Annotated in this window: 19 protein-coding genes, 1 tRNA gene and 1 pseudogene; 13 read left to right on the forward strand and 8 right to left on the reverse strand. The window is 61.9% G+C overall.

From position 1 onward, the window contains the following. The first annotated feature begins 69 nt into the window (after positions 1-69). Positions 70-432, forward strand: coding sequence for an arsenate reductase (glutaredoxin) (arsC, locus tag D3M59_RS03000; RefSeq protein WP_325048595.1), 363 nt, complete (start codon positions 70-72; stop codon positions 430-432). Between the two features lie 11 nt (positions 433-443). Beyond that, complete coding sequence (gene aat, locus D3M59_RS03005) at positions 444-1,214, forward strand: leucyl/phenylalanyl-tRNA--protein transferase (protein WP_119531462.1); 771 nt, start codon at positions 444-446, stop codon at positions 1,212-1,214. Positions 1,215-1,249: 35 nt separating this feature from the next. Here the strand turns inward: aat and D3M59_RS03010 are convergent. From D3M59_RS03010 to D3M59_RS03030, 5 genes and pseudogenes are all read right to left on the reverse strand, one after another. After that, a pseudogene (locus D3M59_RS03010) lies at positions 1,250-1,483 on the reverse strand (DUF2155 domain-containing protein); the annotation flags it as partial. Between the two features lie 146 nt (positions 1,484-1,629). Continuing rightward, the gene (locus D3M59_RS03015; RefSeq protein WP_119531464.1) at positions 1,630-2,019 is read right to left on the reverse strand and encodes an NADH:ubiquinone oxidoreductase subunit NDUFA12; all 390 of its coding nucleotides are present in this window, start codon (positions 2,017-2,019) and stop codon (positions 1,630-1,632) included. A gap of 46 nt (positions 2,020-2,065) precedes the next feature. Next, the gene (locus tag D3M59_RS03020; RefSeq protein WP_325048596.1) at positions 2,066-2,419 is read right to left on the reverse strand and encodes a DUF192 domain-containing protein; all 354 of its coding nucleotides are present in this window, start codon (positions 2,417-2,419) and stop codon (positions 2,066-2,068) included. A gap of 104 nt (positions 2,420-2,523) precedes the next feature. Continuing rightward, positions 2,524-3,120 carry a cold-shock protein gene (locus D3M59_RS03025; RefSeq protein WP_119531466.1) on the reverse strand — a complete coding sequence of 199 codons (597 nt, stop codon included), beginning with the start codon at positions 3,118-3,120 and terminating at the stop codon, positions 2,524-2,526. Positions 3,121-3,184: 64 nt separating this feature from the next. Continuing rightward, complete coding sequence (locus tag D3M59_RS03030; RefSeq protein WP_233543113.1) at positions 3,185-3,739, reverse strand: regulatory protein RecX; 555 nt, start codon at positions 3,737-3,739, stop codon at positions 3,185-3,187. Between the two features lie 78 nt (positions 3,740-3,817). On the opposite strand from D3M59_RS03030, the gene D3M59_RS03035 reads away from it, so the two are divergent. The 6 genes from D3M59_RS03035 to D3M59_RS03060 all read left to right on the forward strand — a co-directional run bounded on the left by D3M59_RS03035 (position 3,818) and on the right by D3M59_RS03060 (position 7,706). After that, the gene (locus D3M59_RS03035; RefSeq protein ID WP_199662350.1) at positions 3,818-5,608 is read left to right on the forward strand and encodes a fatty acyl-AMP ligase; all 1,791 of its coding nucleotides are present in this window, start codon (positions 3,818-3,820) and stop codon (positions 5,606-5,608) included. Positions 5,609-5,653: 45 nt separating this feature from the next. Further along, on the forward strand, positions 5,654-6,094 hold the full coding sequence (locus D3M59_RS03040; RefSeq protein ID WP_119531468.1) for a two pore domain potassium channel family protein: 441 nt from the start codon (positions 5,654-5,656) through the stop codon (positions 6,092-6,094). Between the two features lie 43 nt (positions 6,095-6,137). After that, positions 6,138-6,213 (forward strand) — tRNA-Trp (locus D3M59_RS03045). Positions 6,214-6,499: 286 nt separating this feature from the next. Continuing rightward, a complete protein-coding gene (gene secE, locus D3M59_RS03050; protein WP_119531470.1) occupies positions 6,500-6,697 on the forward strand; it encodes a preprotein translocase subunit SecE in 198 nt (65 codons plus the stop codon). An 18-nt stretch (positions 6,698-6,715) separates the two neighbouring features. Next, positions 6,716-7,255, forward strand: a complete 540-nt coding sequence (gene nusG, locus D3M59_RS03055) for a transcription termination/antitermination protein NusG (protein ID WP_119531472.1) — start codon at positions 6,716-6,718, stop codon at positions 7,253-7,255. A gap of 52 nt (positions 7,256-7,307) precedes the next feature. Then, positions 7,308-7,706 (forward strand): response regulator, encoded by a 399-nt coding sequence (locus D3M59_RS03060; RefSeq protein WP_119531475.1) that lies wholly within the window; start codon positions 7,308-7,310, stop codon positions 7,704-7,706. A gap of 7 nt (positions 7,707-7,713) precedes the next feature. On the opposite strand, the gene D3M59_RS03065 is transcribed toward D3M59_RS03060, so the two are convergent. Continuing rightward, positions 7,714-8,751: a PAS domain-containing protein gene (locus D3M59_RS03065; RefSeq protein WP_233543114.1), complete on the reverse strand. Its 1,038-nt coding sequence runs from the start codon at positions 8,749-8,751 to the stop codon at positions 7,714-7,716. A gap of 11 nt (positions 8,752-8,762) precedes the next feature. Here D3M59_RS03065 and D3M59_RS12155 point away from each other — a divergent pair, with 11 nt between their 5' ends. The 5 genes from D3M59_RS12155 to D3M59_RS03085 all read left to right on the forward strand — a co-directional run bounded on the left by D3M59_RS12155 (position 8,763) and on the right by D3M59_RS03085 (position 11,930). Next, complete coding sequence (locus D3M59_RS12155; protein WP_199662352.1) at positions 8,763-8,912, forward strand: hypothetical protein; 150 nt, start codon at positions 8,763-8,765, stop codon at positions 8,910-8,912. Positions 8,913-9,128: 216 nt separating this feature from the next. Continuing rightward, positions 9,129-9,560: a 50S ribosomal protein L11 gene (gene rplK / locus D3M59_RS03070; RefSeq protein ID WP_119531479.1), complete on the forward strand. Its 432-nt coding sequence runs from the start codon at positions 9,129-9,131 to the stop codon at positions 9,558-9,560. 4 nt (positions 9,561-9,564) lie between these two features. Continuing rightward, positions 9,565-10,263, forward strand: a complete 699-nt coding sequence (rplA, locus tag D3M59_RS03075) for a 50S ribosomal protein L1 (protein ID WP_119531481.1) — start codon at positions 9,565-9,567, stop codon at positions 10,261-10,263. 102 nt (positions 10,264-10,365) lie between these two features. After that, a complete protein-coding gene (ppk2, locus tag D3M59_RS03080; RefSeq protein ID WP_119531483.1) occupies positions 10,366-11,154 on the forward strand; it encodes a polyphosphate kinase 2 in 789 nt (262 codons plus the stop codon). Between the two features lie 71 nt (positions 11,155-11,225). Next, positions 11,226-11,930 (forward strand): DUF4956 domain-containing protein, encoded by a 705-nt coding sequence (locus D3M59_RS03085; protein WP_119531485.1) that lies wholly within the window; start codon positions 11,226-11,228, stop codon positions 11,928-11,930. Here the strand turns inward: D3M59_RS03085 and D3M59_RS03090 are convergent. Further along, a complete protein-coding gene (locus D3M59_RS03090; protein ID WP_147416689.1) occupies positions 11,927-12,958 on the reverse strand; it encodes a hypothetical protein in 1,032 nt (343 codons plus the stop codon). The two genes, D3M59_RS03085 and D3M59_RS03090, sit on opposite strands and share 4 nt — an antisense overlap. Before the next feature lie 26 nt (positions 12,959-12,984). Beyond that, positions 12,985-14,043 carry a metallophosphoesterase gene (locus D3M59_RS03095; protein WP_158581933.1) on the reverse strand — a complete coding sequence of 353 codons (1,059 nt, stop codon included), beginning with the start codon at positions 14,041-14,043 and terminating at the stop codon, positions 12,985-12,987. Positions 14,044-14,124: the final 81 nt, after the last annotated feature.

Here is a 14,124-nt window from a genome sequence, read left to right on the forward strand (position 1 = left end):
ATCAGCCACCCCGCCCGGTCGATACCGCTGTTGTCGCGGCGCCCTGTGTGGCAAGCTAGACAACAGCAAATGAACGGAGCGGCAATGAAGGCTACGATCTACCATAATCCGATGTGCGGTACGTCGCGCAAGACGCTGGAAATCCTAAGGAATGAGGGCCTCGACGTTACCGTCGTCGAGTATCTGAAGGCGCCCCCTAGCCGCGCAGAACTGCTGCGCCTGTACGATCGCGCCGGAATGACGCCAAGAGAGGGCCTTCGCGCCAAGGAATCGCTCGCCCACGAGCTCGGCCTTAGCGAACCGGGTGTCACGGACGAGCAAATCCTCGACGCCATGATGCAGCATCCGATCCTGATTCAGCGCCCGCTGGTTGAAACCGAAAAGGGTGCAAAGCTTTGCCGCCCGCAGGACGAAGTTCGGGACATTCTCTAGGATCGACAACGATGAGCGCCGGGCTCGACCCCAGAATGCTATTGAGAGGCTATGCGGCCGGAATCTTCCCGATGGCCGACAGCAGAGATGCCGGCGACATTTTCTGGGTCGAGCCGCGTAACCGCGCTGTGATCCCACTGGAGGGATTTCACTTGTCCCACTCGCTAGCCAAGCGGGTGCGGTCAGGAAAATTCAGGGTGACGCGTGACGCAGCGTTCCACCAGGTCATGCTCGCCTGCGCAGACCGCGACGAAACATGGATCAACGATGTCATCGAGCGGGCGACGCTGGGCCTGCATGCCGTCGGCCACGCCCATTCGATCGAATGCTGGCTTGGTGAAGAGCTTGTCGGCGGCCTTTATGGCGTGAAGCTCGGACGCGCCTTTTTCGGCGAGTCGATGTTCAGTCGGACCGCCGATGCTTCGAAGGTCGCGCTTGCGTGGCTCGTCGCTCGCCTTCGCGCGGGAAATTTCAGCCTGCTCGACTGCCAATTCATGACCAGCCATCTAGCCTCGCTGGGCGCGAAGACCGTCAGCCGGGACCGTTATGCGGGGTTGTTGGCAGCCGCGTTGTCACCGACCGGCACGATCGGTTCGGCCGGTGTTTCGGAAGGTTCGGTCGTCGCCGGGGCCGAACTCGACGCCGCACCGTCGTTCGCGGCAGCCGATGAGCCACCGCCTGATTTTGGGACGCTCGACCGATTACTTGAAGACGAAGGCGTCGCGGGCAATCCCGGCGCTTCGGGCCAGCTCATCGCGCAGCTCTTGGGCCAGACATCGTAAACGGGGTCCTCGACCACGTTCAGGGACGGGCTTTCCTTGTATAGCCAGCCGGAAAAACGGCGGATCCACTGTCCGTCAGACCGCTTGACGTCCATTTGGATGAAGGCACCCGTTAGCTTTTCGGCCTCCCATGGGGCGGTCGTTTCGCAGGCACGCAGGCGTACTGTGACGTCCTTCACCCGCATCGCCTGCCCAGGCTTCAGCGTCAGGTCGCGCACGATGCCATTGCGCTTGTTGAGCAGGCCGATCACCGCGACGCGTTCCGCCATCGGCGTGACGCCGGCGAGATCGCCCGAGGCGCGCGGCACGTCGAGCGTAACCGCCTCATTGCCTTCAATCTCATTGCCTTGGTCCGAGCGGTCGCAGCCAGCGACAGCAAGCGCAGCGGTCAGGATCGGCAGGGCGGTACGAAGCTTCACGCCTGGTCGGGCTTCCACGCCTCATAGTCGCCAGTCGCCGCGGCCCGGACGCCGCTGCCCGACAAGGATCCCGCGGGGCGATAGGCCGACAGTGTGCCCGTAAGGTTCGGCTCCGGATCCTGCTCGAACGCGCGCCGGGGCGGCAATCCCTGTTCGGGAAGCTCTTCGATCGTGCCGCGCAGCCATGCATTCCAGCCCGGCGGAACCCGGCTGCTGTCGTTAGCGCCTTTGTAGATTACCCAACGGCGGGTCGGATCCTTGCGGTGCCGGAAATAGACATTTCCGGCCTCGTCGCGACCGACCTCCTCACCGTGGCGGCGCGAAACGATACTGGTGCCCCAGGAGGCGCCGTTCCACCAGGTGAACGCATTTGCGAAAATTCCCATCGCGCGCCTTTGCCGTTTTGCCGCGTTCCGCGCAAGCCGTCAGCGGCTACCAAGTCACCTTGTGGCCCGGCTTGATGCCCAGCTCGGCCGACCGTCCGCCCGGAATTTCCAAGACGGCAGCAACCGGTCCCATCGACGTCACCGGCTCCAGCGAAAGCGGGACTGCATTTTCGATATTGGCGATGATTCCGTCCGCTCGGATAAAGATGATGTCCAGGGGGATAAGCGTGTCCTTCATCCAGAAGCTAGCCTGCCTCACCTGCGCAAAGGGGAAGATCATGCCCCGGTTGGGCGCCAGTTCGTTGCGGTTCATCAGGCCGTACGCCTGCTCTTCCTCCGTTCGCGCTACCTCGACGGTGAACTGGTGCGTGGCCCCGCCTGCGCTGATTGTCAGCGGCAATTGCTCGAGGCCTGCGGCAGAACGGCCAACCTCCGCGGCACTGAACGTCGATGGCTGGCAGGCTGGAAGCGACGCACCCGCGCCCAGCGCAGCCAGCGCAAAGATCAGATTTCGCGCAGTTCGACCGCGGTTAGGCCCTTGCGACCTTCCGCGATTCGGGCGTGCAACTGCTGTCCCGGCTGCAGGTCGACGATCTGCGACTGGCGCACCGTTTCCATGTGGACGAAGATATCTTCCCCATCTTCTCCCTCGCCCGCTCGGTTGAGAAAGCCATAGCCCTTGACGCGGTTGAACCATTTGACCTCCACCGGCTCATACTCGCCCGCGGTGTCGGCCAAAGCCTTGCGATCCGCGCGCTCGCCGACAGCATGGACCGGACGGGCCGGCATGGGCAAGGCCGTGGACAGGTCGATCGACAGGATTTTGCGCGCCTGGAAGCCGCGGTCCTCATGCGCGGCAATGCATTCTATTGTCGCGCCCTCAGGGAGGGACCGACGCCCATGTTCTTTCAAAACGCTGAAATGGATGAGGATGTCGCCTTCGCAATCGTCGGATACGAGGAATCCGAAGCCGCGGGTCGCGTCAAACCATTTGACCCGGCCCGTGCAATGCTGACCTTCAGGAAGGGGCTCGCCGGCCTCGATGATGGGCCCGTTCAGCAATCCCTCCTGCGTCGTCGTTTCGGCACTCAAACGCTGCACATCCGCTCCTTATCACGGACGCTTGTGTCGTGAAACCGACATTAAGCAAGCGGTTAATGCCAATTTAACAGGTTTCTTCGAGCGAAGATATATCCGGCTCGGTGCCGGGCTCCAGATTCACGATCGCCCTCGACAGGCCAAAGCCGTGACCCGCCCTGACCATCGCCGCCAGCGCCTTGGCGCGAGCCACCTGATCCGGGGTCGACTTCGCAAATGGCCCGATTGACCGCCTGCGGGCGTAGCGGAGCGCGGCCTCTACGCAGGACTCCTCCGCATGGACCCTCGCCTCTGCGCCATCCTCCTCGCCGATGCCCGCCATCGACAGCGCTTGGCCAACCCGCCGCTGGCCATATCCGCGCGCGGTCAGAGACCGAGCTTTCGACAGAGCAAACGCTCGGTCATCGATATAGCCGAGTCCCGCGAGCCTGCCGGCTAGCGCCGCTGGGTCGGGCGCCGCATCGCCTTCCCATCCGCGTTCACGGACCTTGCGCGCAAGGTAGGCGACGAGCTTCGACCGGCTGGTCGCGAAACGCCCGACATAGGCCAGCGCCATTTCTTCCAGCTTGGCTTGCGTCAGGGGAGGCGGTGATTTGCGGCTGCGCGGGGCGGGCATGGCCATGTTTGTGCCACAGTCCCCCACCATCACGCAAAACAGCCCGAAACCGTTACCGGCCGTCGGGTCGCAAGGCTTTGCGCAATGGACCAACGGACAGGAATTTCCCGCGTGCTCGACAGCAACGTTTCGATCGACAATCGGCTGGCCGTGGACGGCTACACGCCGACGCTCGACAGCTTGCCGCGCCGTGTCGCGGACTTCCCGACGCTGGGCGAAGCGCTGGATTATGCCGCTCGCGGTTCGCGGGGCATGAACTTCCACGATGCTCGCGGGACGTTGCTGCGCTCCTACCCCTATTCGGAACTGCGCGAGGATGCGCTGACCAATGCCCGCCGCTTCATGACGCTGGGCCTGGCAAAGGGAGATCGCGTCGCGATCATCGCCGAAACCGGGCCCGAATTCGCCGCCAGCTTCTTCGGCGCCGTCTATGCCGGTTTATGGCCAGTGCCGCTGCCCCTTCCGACCAGCTTTGGCGGGCGCGACGCCTATGTCGACCAGCTGGTCATCATGCTGACAAGCTCCGATCCGCAGCTGTTCCTCTACCCACCCGAACTGGCCGACTATGCAACCGCCGCCGCCGAAAAGCGCGGCGTCGCCGCCCGCGACTGGGACAGCCTCACCGACGTCGAACCGTCCATCGCAGACCTGCCGCCGTCGGATACCGACGAAATCGGCTATCTCCAGTACAGCAGCGGCTCGACCCGCTTCCCGCATGGCGTCGCGGTGACCCACCGCGCTCTGCTCGACAATCTTCGCGCCCACGGTCTCGGCGTACAGGTACAGGATAGCGACCGCGTGGTTAGCTGGCTCCCTTGGTATCACGACATGGGTCTCGTCGGCTGCATGCTATCGCCGCTCGCGAACCAGATCAGCGTCGATTATCTGAAGACCGAGGATTTCGCGCGACGTCCCCTCGCCTGGCTCGACCTCGTCAGCCGCAATCCGGGCACCACCCTCTCCTATTCGCCGACCTTCGGCTACGACATCTGCTCGCGCCGCATGAGCTCGCAGACCAAGGCTGCCGACCGCTTCGACCTCTCGCGATGGCGCATCGCGGGCAACGGAGCCGACATGATCCGTCCGGATGTCATGCAAGCGTTCGTCGACAGCTTCGCCGACGCCGGTTTTAAAGCGGCCAGCTTTTGTCCCAGCTACGGCTTGGCCGAGGCGACGCTCGCCGTGTCGATCATGCCGCCTGGCGAAGGCATCCGCCTTGAACTCGTCGAGGAAAGCGAACTGTCAGGCGTCGGAACGCCGGCGCAGGAACGTCCCCGCCGCTATCGCGCGATCGTGAACTGCGGCCGCGCGGTGGAGGGCATGGAGATTGAAATCCGCGGTGCGGACGGGACGGTGCTCGCCGACCGCTCGATCGGCAAGGTCTGGGTGCGCGGCTCTAGCGTCATGGAAGGTTATTTCCGCGATCCGGAATCGACCGCGGCCTGCATGGTCGGGGGCTGGCTGGACACCGGCGACATGGGCTATTTGTCGAACGGCTACATCTTCATCGTCGGCCGCGCCAAGGACATGATCATCATCAACGGCCGCAACCATTGGCCGCAGGACATCGAATGGGCAGTCGAACAGCTGCCCGGCTTCAAGTCGGGCGACATTGCCGCCTTCGCGATTACTGGACCCAGCGGTGAGGAAACGCCGGCCGTGCTGGTCCATTGCCGGGTCAGCGATCCGGCGGAGCGCGGGCGCCTGCGCGACGACATCAAGGAACGGGTCCGCGCGATCACCGGCATCTCGCCGGTCGTCGAGCTGATTCCGCCGCGCACACTTCCTCGCACCTCGTCGGGCAAGCTGTCACGGACCAAGGCGCGCAACCTTTACCTCAGCGGCGAAATCCAGCCCTACGACATCGCCGCCTGACGCTCGGATCGGGAACGGCGGCGCTCCGCATGGGTTGGGCGCGGAGTGAATGAAAGCGAAACAGCAATTGCGCTAAGCGTTCAGCTGCTCATCTCGGGCGGGCTCATGCTTGCGCTAACGCTGACGCATAGTCTGGGTCTCATCGGGGTCAGCAAACTGCTGCACCTCGAACCGGAAGTCCTGAAGCGCCGCTCGCTCGACATGCGCGCGATGATCACCATGTCGACTCTCGGGACACTGCTATTCGTGCTTCACTTCCTCGAAATTCTGCTGTTCGCCATCTTTTACGTGGTCGTCGGGGCGGTCGACCGGTTCGAATCCGCCATTTTCTACTCGGCAGCGGCCTATTCGACCCTCGGCCTGTCGTTCGGCAGCTTCCCGGAGGAATGGCGGCTGATTGGAGCGTTCGAAGGGCTGATTGGCTTCATCCTCATCGGCTGGTCGACCGCGTTCATGGTCGGTACAATGAACCGGCTTCGCGAATGACCTTGCGCACTGGGCGTCCCGCCGCTACTTCGCCCGCCGGCCTAGGGGTATAGCTCAGTTGGTAGAGCATCGGTCTCCAAAACCGAGGGTCGTGGGTTCGAGTCCCTCTGCCCCTGCCATGTCCTGAACTCCCGGAGCGATCGACGTCGGCGCGAATCGTTGCCGGTGCAGCGCGATGACAGACGGAAAAGCTGGGCGAGCGCGCGAAGCAGCGACTGACGGCGCGGCATTTACTTTCGTGACGGCCAGCGCGAAGATTTTTGTAATCTTGCAAACCCACCGCCCCCTCGCTAAGTCGCGGCACCATGCGGACATGGCAGTGAAGCCTTCCCCTCCCGGCCCGGCCGGAGCGGGGTAAGGGGCCTATCTCCAACCGCCCAACGTGCTGAACAGGACTAGACGCAGGTGGCAAAGGTTTCTCCCGGCGAGTTCGTCAACCAGGTGCGCGCCGAAGGCCGCAAGGTCGTCTGGCCGACGATGAAGGAAACGCGCACAACCGCGATCATGGTGCTCATCATGACCACGTTGCTCGCGATTTTCTTCTTCGGCGTCGATTCGGCATTCAGCGCGATCGTCAAATTCCTGCTCGGCCTCCTCGGCTAAGATATTTCAAGGATCACCATGTCCCGCTGGTACATTATCCACGCCTACTCCGGTTTCGAGAACAAGGTTCGCGACGCGATCCTCGCCGAAGCTAAGCGGCTCGGCCTCGAGCAATTGGTTGAGGCGGTCGAAGTCCCCACCGAAACGGTGACTGAGATTAAGCGCGGCAAGAAGGTGCAGAGCGAACGTAAGTTCATGCCCGGCTATGTGCTGGCCAAGCTCGCCATGACCGACGACGTCTTTCACCTGGTGAAGAACACTCCGAAGGTCACTGGCTTCCTCGGACCCAACGGCAAGCCGCAGGCGATCCCCGATGCGCAGGCCGCGCGGATGCTCGACACTAAGGATGAAACCGCCGCTGCCGCGCCCAAGGCAAAGGTCAAGGTCGATTATGAGATCGGCGACGCGGTCAAGGTGTTGGATGGTCCGTTCGCTAGCTTTAACGGTGTCGTGGAAGAGTTGGACTTCGACCGCGCCCGCGTAAAGGTCAGCGTGTCGATTTTCGGTCGCGCCACGCCGGTCGAGCTGGAATTCGAACAGGTCGAACGCGTCAAGTAAGGCGTGTAATTGTCGGGAACCCGACAAGCGAATTCGAGTTCTTCTGCCGACCATGACTGCTCGAATCCTCATTGTTGAAGACGAAATGCTGGTGGCGATGGAAATGGAGGCAATCCTCCAGGACATCGGTCACCAGCCTTTGGGCATCGCGCCGGACCTAAGTTCGGCCGAAGAATATTTCGACGTGCCGATTGACCTTGCGCTCGTCGACCTCAACCTTCGCGACGGGCTGACCGGTCCCGAAATTGGTCGGATGCTTGGATCGCGTGGTGTTACGGTGCTCTTCGTCACGGCCAATCCGCGCCTGCTGGGCGACGGTATCGCCGGAACGGTCGGCGTCATCACCAAGCCAACCGATCAGGCTACGCTGGAAGCGGCGGTGGAATATGCGTTGGGAGTTCGTGCCGGGCGGCAGGTTACCCCGCCGTCAAGGCTCAATCTGTTCGGCTGAATTGCCGCTAGCGGCACAGCCGTTTCGAATTAACCTTGATCGTCGCCGCGAGGCCTTGGGGGCGCCACTCGCGATCGATACTGCCTCCCAATTGCCCGGCTATGCTGAGCTCGGCGAGCCTTGTTCCGAAGCCCTGCCTTTCGGGCGTCCTGCTGATCCTTGGGCCGCCCTGCTCCACCCAGTCGATCGTAATGTCGTCGCCGTCGCAGCGAGAAGAAATTTCCACGATTCCATCGGGACTCGCGAAAGCGCCATATTTTGAAGCATTGGTCGCCAGCTCATGAAACAACAGCGCGATCGGCGTCGCGCCGCGGTCATCGACGCGCAGGTCAGTGCCGGAAATGCGGACCCGCCCCTCCGTAAGGGCAGGATAGGGCGAAAGGATTTCCCTGATGATACCGTGCAGGCTTTCGGGGAAGTCGCTTGGCTGCGAATGTTCGCTATGCGGGCGCACGAATTCGTGAGCGCGGCCAAGCGCGGCAACACGATGCTGCAGGTCCTGCGCAAATTCGCGGTGGTCGGGCTTCTGTCGCGCAGACAACCCGATAAGGCCGCTCACCACGGCGAATATGTTCTTGATCCGGTGGCTCAGCTCACGGCTCAGGATTTCGTTCTGTTCCGCCTGCTTTTTCTGCTCGTCGATATCGGTGCAGGTACCCATCCATCGTACGATCCGGCCCTTTGCATCGCGCATCGGCATCGCCCGGCCCAACGTCCACCGATATTCCCCGCTATGGTGGCGCAGGCGATATTCGATCTCATAAGGCTCGCCGGTTTCCAAGCTGTGGCGCCACTTCGACCATGCCCGTTCCTGGTCGTCCGGATGGAACATGCCATTCCAAGCCTCACCATCGGTTGAACCGCTCGGTACGCCGGTAAACTCATACCAGCGCGCATTATAATAATCATGGAAACCGTCGGGCAGCGTGGACCAGACCATGTGCGGAAAGGAATCCGCCAGCGTCTGGAACCGCAAATCGCTTTCCCTCAGCGCGTTGCGCGCAGTGAACAGTTCGGCTTCCGTAGTTTCCTTATATTCCGTCACAACGGCTCCTGGTGGCGACCAGCGGGCTGGACGGCGTCCAGGCACAACGACCGGAAGCCGACATTTGCTCCGGCGGGCGCTTCGTCTTTTTTTCTCCTGTCCTGCACGACACCTTCGTGCAAGGCGAATTTCACGGTCGCTGGCTGCTCTTCTTCGGGTAACGAAGTTTGCGTGGTTTATGGCTCCCCTTCCCGCCGCAGCGAGACAACTTCGGCCAGCCTTGGCGAACGACCCACCTTGCGTCGTGGCCCATTTCTGCTAAAGGCGCGCGCTTCCAATGCATTGCGCTGGAAACATGCGGGAGGGGTGCCCCGGCACGCCGCCTGGACCGCTAAACTTGAACTGGAAGGCTCGTCTTCCACTACAGAGTGAGAAAAATGGCTAAGAAAATCACGGGCTACATCAAGCTCCAGGTGCCGGCCGGCACCGCCAATCCGTCTCCGCCGATCGGCCCCGCACTCGGTCAGCGCGGCGTGAACATCATGGAATTCTGCAAGGCGTTCAATGCCGCGACGCAGGACCTTGAAAAGCAGGCCCCGATCCCGACGGTCATCACCGTTTATGCGGACCGCAGCTTCTCCTTCACTACGAAGACGCCGCCTGCAAGCTTCCTGCTGAAGAAGGCCGCGAAGCTGAAGTCGGGTTCCAAGGAGCCGGGCAAGGTTTCCGCGGGAACCATTAAGCGCTCGCAGCTCGCGGAAATCGCCGAGGTCAAGATGAAGGACCTCAACGCGAACGACATCGAGTCGGCGACAAAGATCATTGAAGGCTCCGCCCGCGCGATGGGCCTCCAGGTTGTGGAGGGCTAATCCCATGGCAAAGCTCACGAAAAAGCAGAAGGGCCTTGAGGGCAAGGTCGAGCCGATGAAGCTCTACGCCGTTGACGAAGCGATTGGTCTGGTGAAGTCGCTCGCGACGTCCAAGTTCGACGAAACCGTCGAAGTTGCCATCAACCTGGGTGTGGACCCGCGCCACGCCGACCAGATGGTACGCGGCGTCGTCAACCTCCCCAAGGGTACCGGCAAGGACGTCCGCGTCGCCGTGTTCGCCCGCGGCGACAAGGCCGAGGAAGCGAAGAAGGCTGGCGCCGAAGTGGTCGGTGCCGAAGACCTGATGGAAGCCATGCAGGGTGGCGACACCAATTATGACCGCGTTATCGCGACGCCGGACATGATGGGCATCGTCGGCCGTCTCGGTAAGGTGCTGGGCCCCAAGGGCCTAATGCCGAACCCGAAGTTGGGCAGCGTCACGCCGAACGTTGGCCAAGCCGTCAAGGATGCCAAGTCCGGCCAAGTCGAATTCCGCGTCGAAAAGGCCGGAATCATCCATGCTGGTATCGGCAAGGCGAGCTTCCCGGACGCTGACCTCAAGGCGAACTTCGACGCCTTCGTTGACGCGATCGTCAAGGCGAAGCCGACCGGCGCGAAGGGCAAGTATGTTCGCAAGGCATCGATGAGTTCATCGATGGGCCCGGGCGTCAAACTCGACCTGACGGAAGTGGCCGGCGCCTAAGCGCCCCGACCGCTTGAACATGTGAGGGCCGGGGCGGTGACGCCCCGGCCCTTCTTGTTTGTCGGCGGTTCCAATGCCACTCTGCCGGTCGGGAGGGCGCGCATGAGTGGATCGTCGGCACTGAGCTGGGACCAGTATGAAGCGCTGTTGAAGCCGCTGACCAAGGAGCTAAGCGACGCGGCTCGCTGGATCCAAGAAACGCAGCAGCGCGTGGTCATCGTGTTCGAAGGCCGCGATACGGCAGGCAAGGGCGGTTCGATCGACGTCTTCTCGCGGACGCTCAACCCTAGGCAATGCAAGGTCATCGCCCTCGCCTCGCCGTCCGAGCGCGAGCGCGGGCAATGGTATTTCCAGCGTTACATGGAGCATCTGCCGACCAAGGGTGAACTCACATTGTTCGACCGTAGCTGGTACAACCGGGCAGGCGTCGAAAAGGTTATGGGTTATTGCAGCGACGCCGACACCGACGCTTTCCTGAAAGCTGCGCCGGAATTCGAGCGGCACCTCGTCGAGGACGGAATTTTCCTGTTCAAATATTGGCTCTGCGTCGATCAGGACAAGCAGGAAGAGCGCTTCACCAACCGGTTGATGAACCCGCGGCGGCGCTGGAAACTTTCGCCCATCGATATCGAATCCCGAACGCGTTATGACGAATACACCGAGGCGCGCGAGCGGATGCTGGAGGCGACGCACACTGATTGGGCGCCGTGGACTCTGGTTGACTTCAATGACCAGCCGATCGGGCGCCTGACGCTGCTGCGCGATTTCCTCGACAGGCTACCGGACACGAAACTTCCGGTGGCAGACATCCATTGGCCAGACCTTGCCGGACCGCCTCGCAAGGAAAGCTATCGCGTCCTACAGCCGATTGAATCGTTCAAGGCAGGGTAACACCGCTGTTTTGCGTCTGAGCTTGATCTGAATTAGGCTCCCAGCCGGGCAATGGCAGGGGGACGGTAACGATGAGGGCGGTTCGGCTCGGCAGTCTACTGCTAATTTACTACATCGTCGTTTTCGCGGCCGGCTGGGTCATCCTCAGCAACTTTCCGCAGTTCCGCGAATATCTGCCGATTGGCGGCGCGGAGCAACTGATCAATCCGTCGGGCAAGACCAATTCACTGCAAGCGGTGGTTGAAACGAACAGTGTCCGAACCCTCGGTCAGAGCATTGGCTGGCTCGCAACCGCAATTCTCGGTGCCCTGCTGACGGCACTTCCCGTCAGCTGGGTCTATATGTCGACGCGGACCGCCGAAGAATATGACCAGTCGCTGATCAGTTCGATCATCATCCTGCCGGTCGTCGTGACGTCAATCGTCATCGTAGTTCAGCACAGCCTTGCGCTGGCCTTCGCCCTTGGCGGAATCGCGGGCGCAGTCCGCTTCAAGAATAGCCTCAAAAGTTCCGGGGACGCTCTCTATATCCTGCTTTCGGTCGGCATCGGTTTGGCATCTGGAATCGGCGCCGTGGAACTGGCGCTGGTGATGTCGATCGGGTTCAACCTTTGCTTCGTGTTGCTTTGGGTCACCGAATTTGGTGAGCGCGAAGGCATGAAGCGCTATATGTTGGATTTCGACGATGCGACAACGGGTTCCGTCGTTACCCCCACCGCCGCCGGATCCGCGCCGCCGCCGCCAGCGCCCGGGCCGACACCCCCGTCCATCGGCTAGCCCATACACTTCTTCAGGACACGCGACTGCAGCGTCTGGTCCGTAGCGACCTCCGCGAAGAATCCGGCAAGATAGGCCTGCGCCTTTCGGCGCGTTCGATCATCCAGTCCGGGCAAGCGAGCGACCTCGCCTTCAATCGCCGGTCGCAGCGATCGGAACTCTACCGCTGCAGCAAGTGCAGCGTCATTGTGCCGGCAATAGCCTTGATAAACCCGCGTCCGGACGCTGTTTATGCGAAAGATCTCGGGCGGTGTGGCGTAAGGGGCATCGACCAGGCCACTGTGATCGAAGTCGTATGGCACCGGCATGAACGCACTTCCAGCGCGCGTGAGCAGCCGGCTATTGTGGCAGCATCCCGCCCCCTGTGGTCCGGCCCGCATCGACCAGTCGAGATTGCCGATCATATACTGGAACAGCGCTACTCTCGCCGCCTGCTTTGGATCGAGCTGCGCCGAAGCGATGCGGTCGCCGACCCGTGCCCGCGAACTGCCGTTGCGGCCTGCGACATCGTCGATATCTTCGATGAAAAATCCTGTCCGGGTCGTCACGATGCGACCATCTGGCTCGAGATAGTTGACGGTCGCCAGCCGGGCACGAAAGCTCATCGGGGTGACCAAGTTAAACAGGCGATACGACAGATATTCAAGCATTGTGTGCTGCTGGAATCCCTGGCTCGAACGACAATGAGTGACGAGCTTCAGCCGCCGTTGCCCGGCAAATAGTGATGTAGCCGCCGGCGGCGCAGTGAGATCGACACGCAATGGCGGAAACTGGCAGACTTCCTTGCGGCGGCGGGAAATCCCCCTTGGCGAGAGTTGGATCGCGTAGCTTTCATCGGTGCCTGCTAGCAACATGGTGGCTGGCTGCGCTGCGGTCGACCGTTCGGAGCTTCGCGCAATTGAGTTGATCGGCCCGCGGATGGTGATCTGTATGGGCGCTTCACTTGCGAACAAGGGGGTGGCCTGCTGGGCAAGCACCGCCGTCGGAAGGCCAGCCGCCGCCAGAAGCATGGCAATCGATCTTCTCAAGACCCTCTCCTCTTTGTCCAGTCTCCTTATGGACGCGGCACCGGGTGCGCCACGACGCGGTCACCGGAGATCTCAAGGTAGGACGGGACGCCGCCATAGGCGCGACTGTTCCCGCTGTCGGTACGCCATAATTTACCGCCGAAAATTGAGACGATGCCTTTCAGCGACGGCGTGTGGCCGACAACGATCCGCTTCACGCCATAGGCATTTAGGACTAGCCCAATCTCTTGGTCGATCGTGAGCAGTGGCGCGGCCGGATTGGCAGCCGACGTAGCGGTCGTCTCGTCGAGCGGTTCGCGGGTTACCAGGCCGCGATACCAGAGTGGACCGCGCGGATCGTTGATGATCGCTTCGGGCCGCCTATCCTGCGCCTTTAGCGCCTCCGCGACGCGCCGGTTTATCTCTCCGAGCGGCATGGTCGAATAGGCTGCGCTTATCCCGCCGTGGACGAATAAGGTGTCGCCGATTTTGGTAACCGCGGGATTCGACACGACCCAGCGCCCGATTTCGCCCGTCGGCTTCCAGGCGATTTGATGTTCGATCTTCCCCAGCGGAGTTGCCTGGAACCACAATGCCTTGATCACTTCCGATGAGAGCTGCGGATTTGACGCGCGATAGGCGGCGTCAATCGCAGGGCGGTTGGCGCTGTAGACGCGCTCACGAACCTGCTTGCTGCTACCGGTCACGAATGCTTCGAACTCGCCCGGATCCACGTATCGCAGATCGTCAGTCATATTCATCGCTTCGTGGTTGCCCACCAGCGCAACGACCTGACCACCCCGATGTGCGGCCTCTTTTTGGAGGCGCTTCAAATGCTCAACGATTTGCCGGGTATCGGGTCCCCTGTCGGCGACATCGCCCAGTTGGACGAAGATCGTGTTTCCGCCCGCCCACTTTCCTTTGCTGTCGATGATGCCCGCAGCCCGGGCAATCGCCAGCCATACGGCTCGATCGCCATGCAGGTCGCCGACCGCAACGATACGCGGCGGAGTCGCCGTTCGGCCAAGTTGGGATGGACCCAGCAAGGCCATCAGCAACGCTAGAAAAGGCCAGACCCACAGCCGCAGCATCGGAACCCCCGGCAATAAGGCGCGAAAGGGCACCGCCCATGCCGATTTGTCAAGATTGTGGGGCCCTCGAGTCAATTGGTGCTAAGATGATCCGCT

Source organism: Sphingomonas edaphi (genome assembly GCF_003583725.1).
GTDB classification, from domain to species: Bacteria; Pseudomonadota; Alphaproteobacteria; order Sphingomonadales; family Sphingomonadaceae; genus Sphingomicrobium; species Sphingomicrobium edaphi.

Bases quoted from the DNA above. Each gene is read 5' to 3' on its own strand.
- arsC (WP_325048595.1), top strand. From the start codon at position 70: ATGAACGGAGCGGCAATGAAGGCTACGATCTACCATAATCCGATGTGC.
- aat (WP_119531462.1), top strand. From the start codon at position 444: ATGAGCGCCGGGCTCGACCCCAGAATGCTATTGAGAGGCTATGCGGCC.
- D3M59_RS03015 (WP_119531464.1), bottom strand. From the start codon at position 2,019: ATGGGAATTTTCGCAAATGCGTTCACCTGGTGGAACGGCGCCTCCTGG.
- D3M59_RS03030 (WP_233543113.1), bottom strand. From the start codon at position 3,739: ATGGCCATGCCCGCCCCGCGCAGCCGCAAATCACCGCCTCCCCTGACG.
- D3M59_RS03035 (WP_199662350.1), top strand. From the start codon at position 3,818: ATGGACCAACGGACAGGAATTTCCCGCGTGCTCGACAGCAACGTTTCG.
- nusG (WP_119531472.1), top strand. From the start codon at position 6,716: ATGTCCCGCTGGTACATTATCCACGCCTACTCCGGTTTCGAGAACAAG.
- D3M59_RS03060 (WP_119531475.1), top strand. From the start codon at position 7,308: ATGACTGCTCGAATCCTCATTGTTGAAGACGAAATGCTGGTGGCGATG.
- rplK (WP_119531479.1), top strand. From the start codon at position 9,129: ATGGCTAAGAAAATCACGGGCTACATCAAGCTCCAGGTGCCGGCCGGC.
- rplA (WP_119531481.1), top strand. From the start codon at position 9,565: ATGGCAAAGCTCACGAAAAAGCAGAAGGGCCTTGAGGGCAAGGTCGAG.
- ppk2 (WP_119531483.1), top strand. From the start codon at position 10,366: ATGAGTGGATCGTCGGCACTGAGCTGGGACCAGTATGAAGCGCTGTTG.
- D3M59_RS03085 (WP_119531485.1), top strand. From the start codon at position 11,226: ATGAGGGCGGTTCGGCTCGGCAGTCTACTGCTAATTTACTACATCGTC.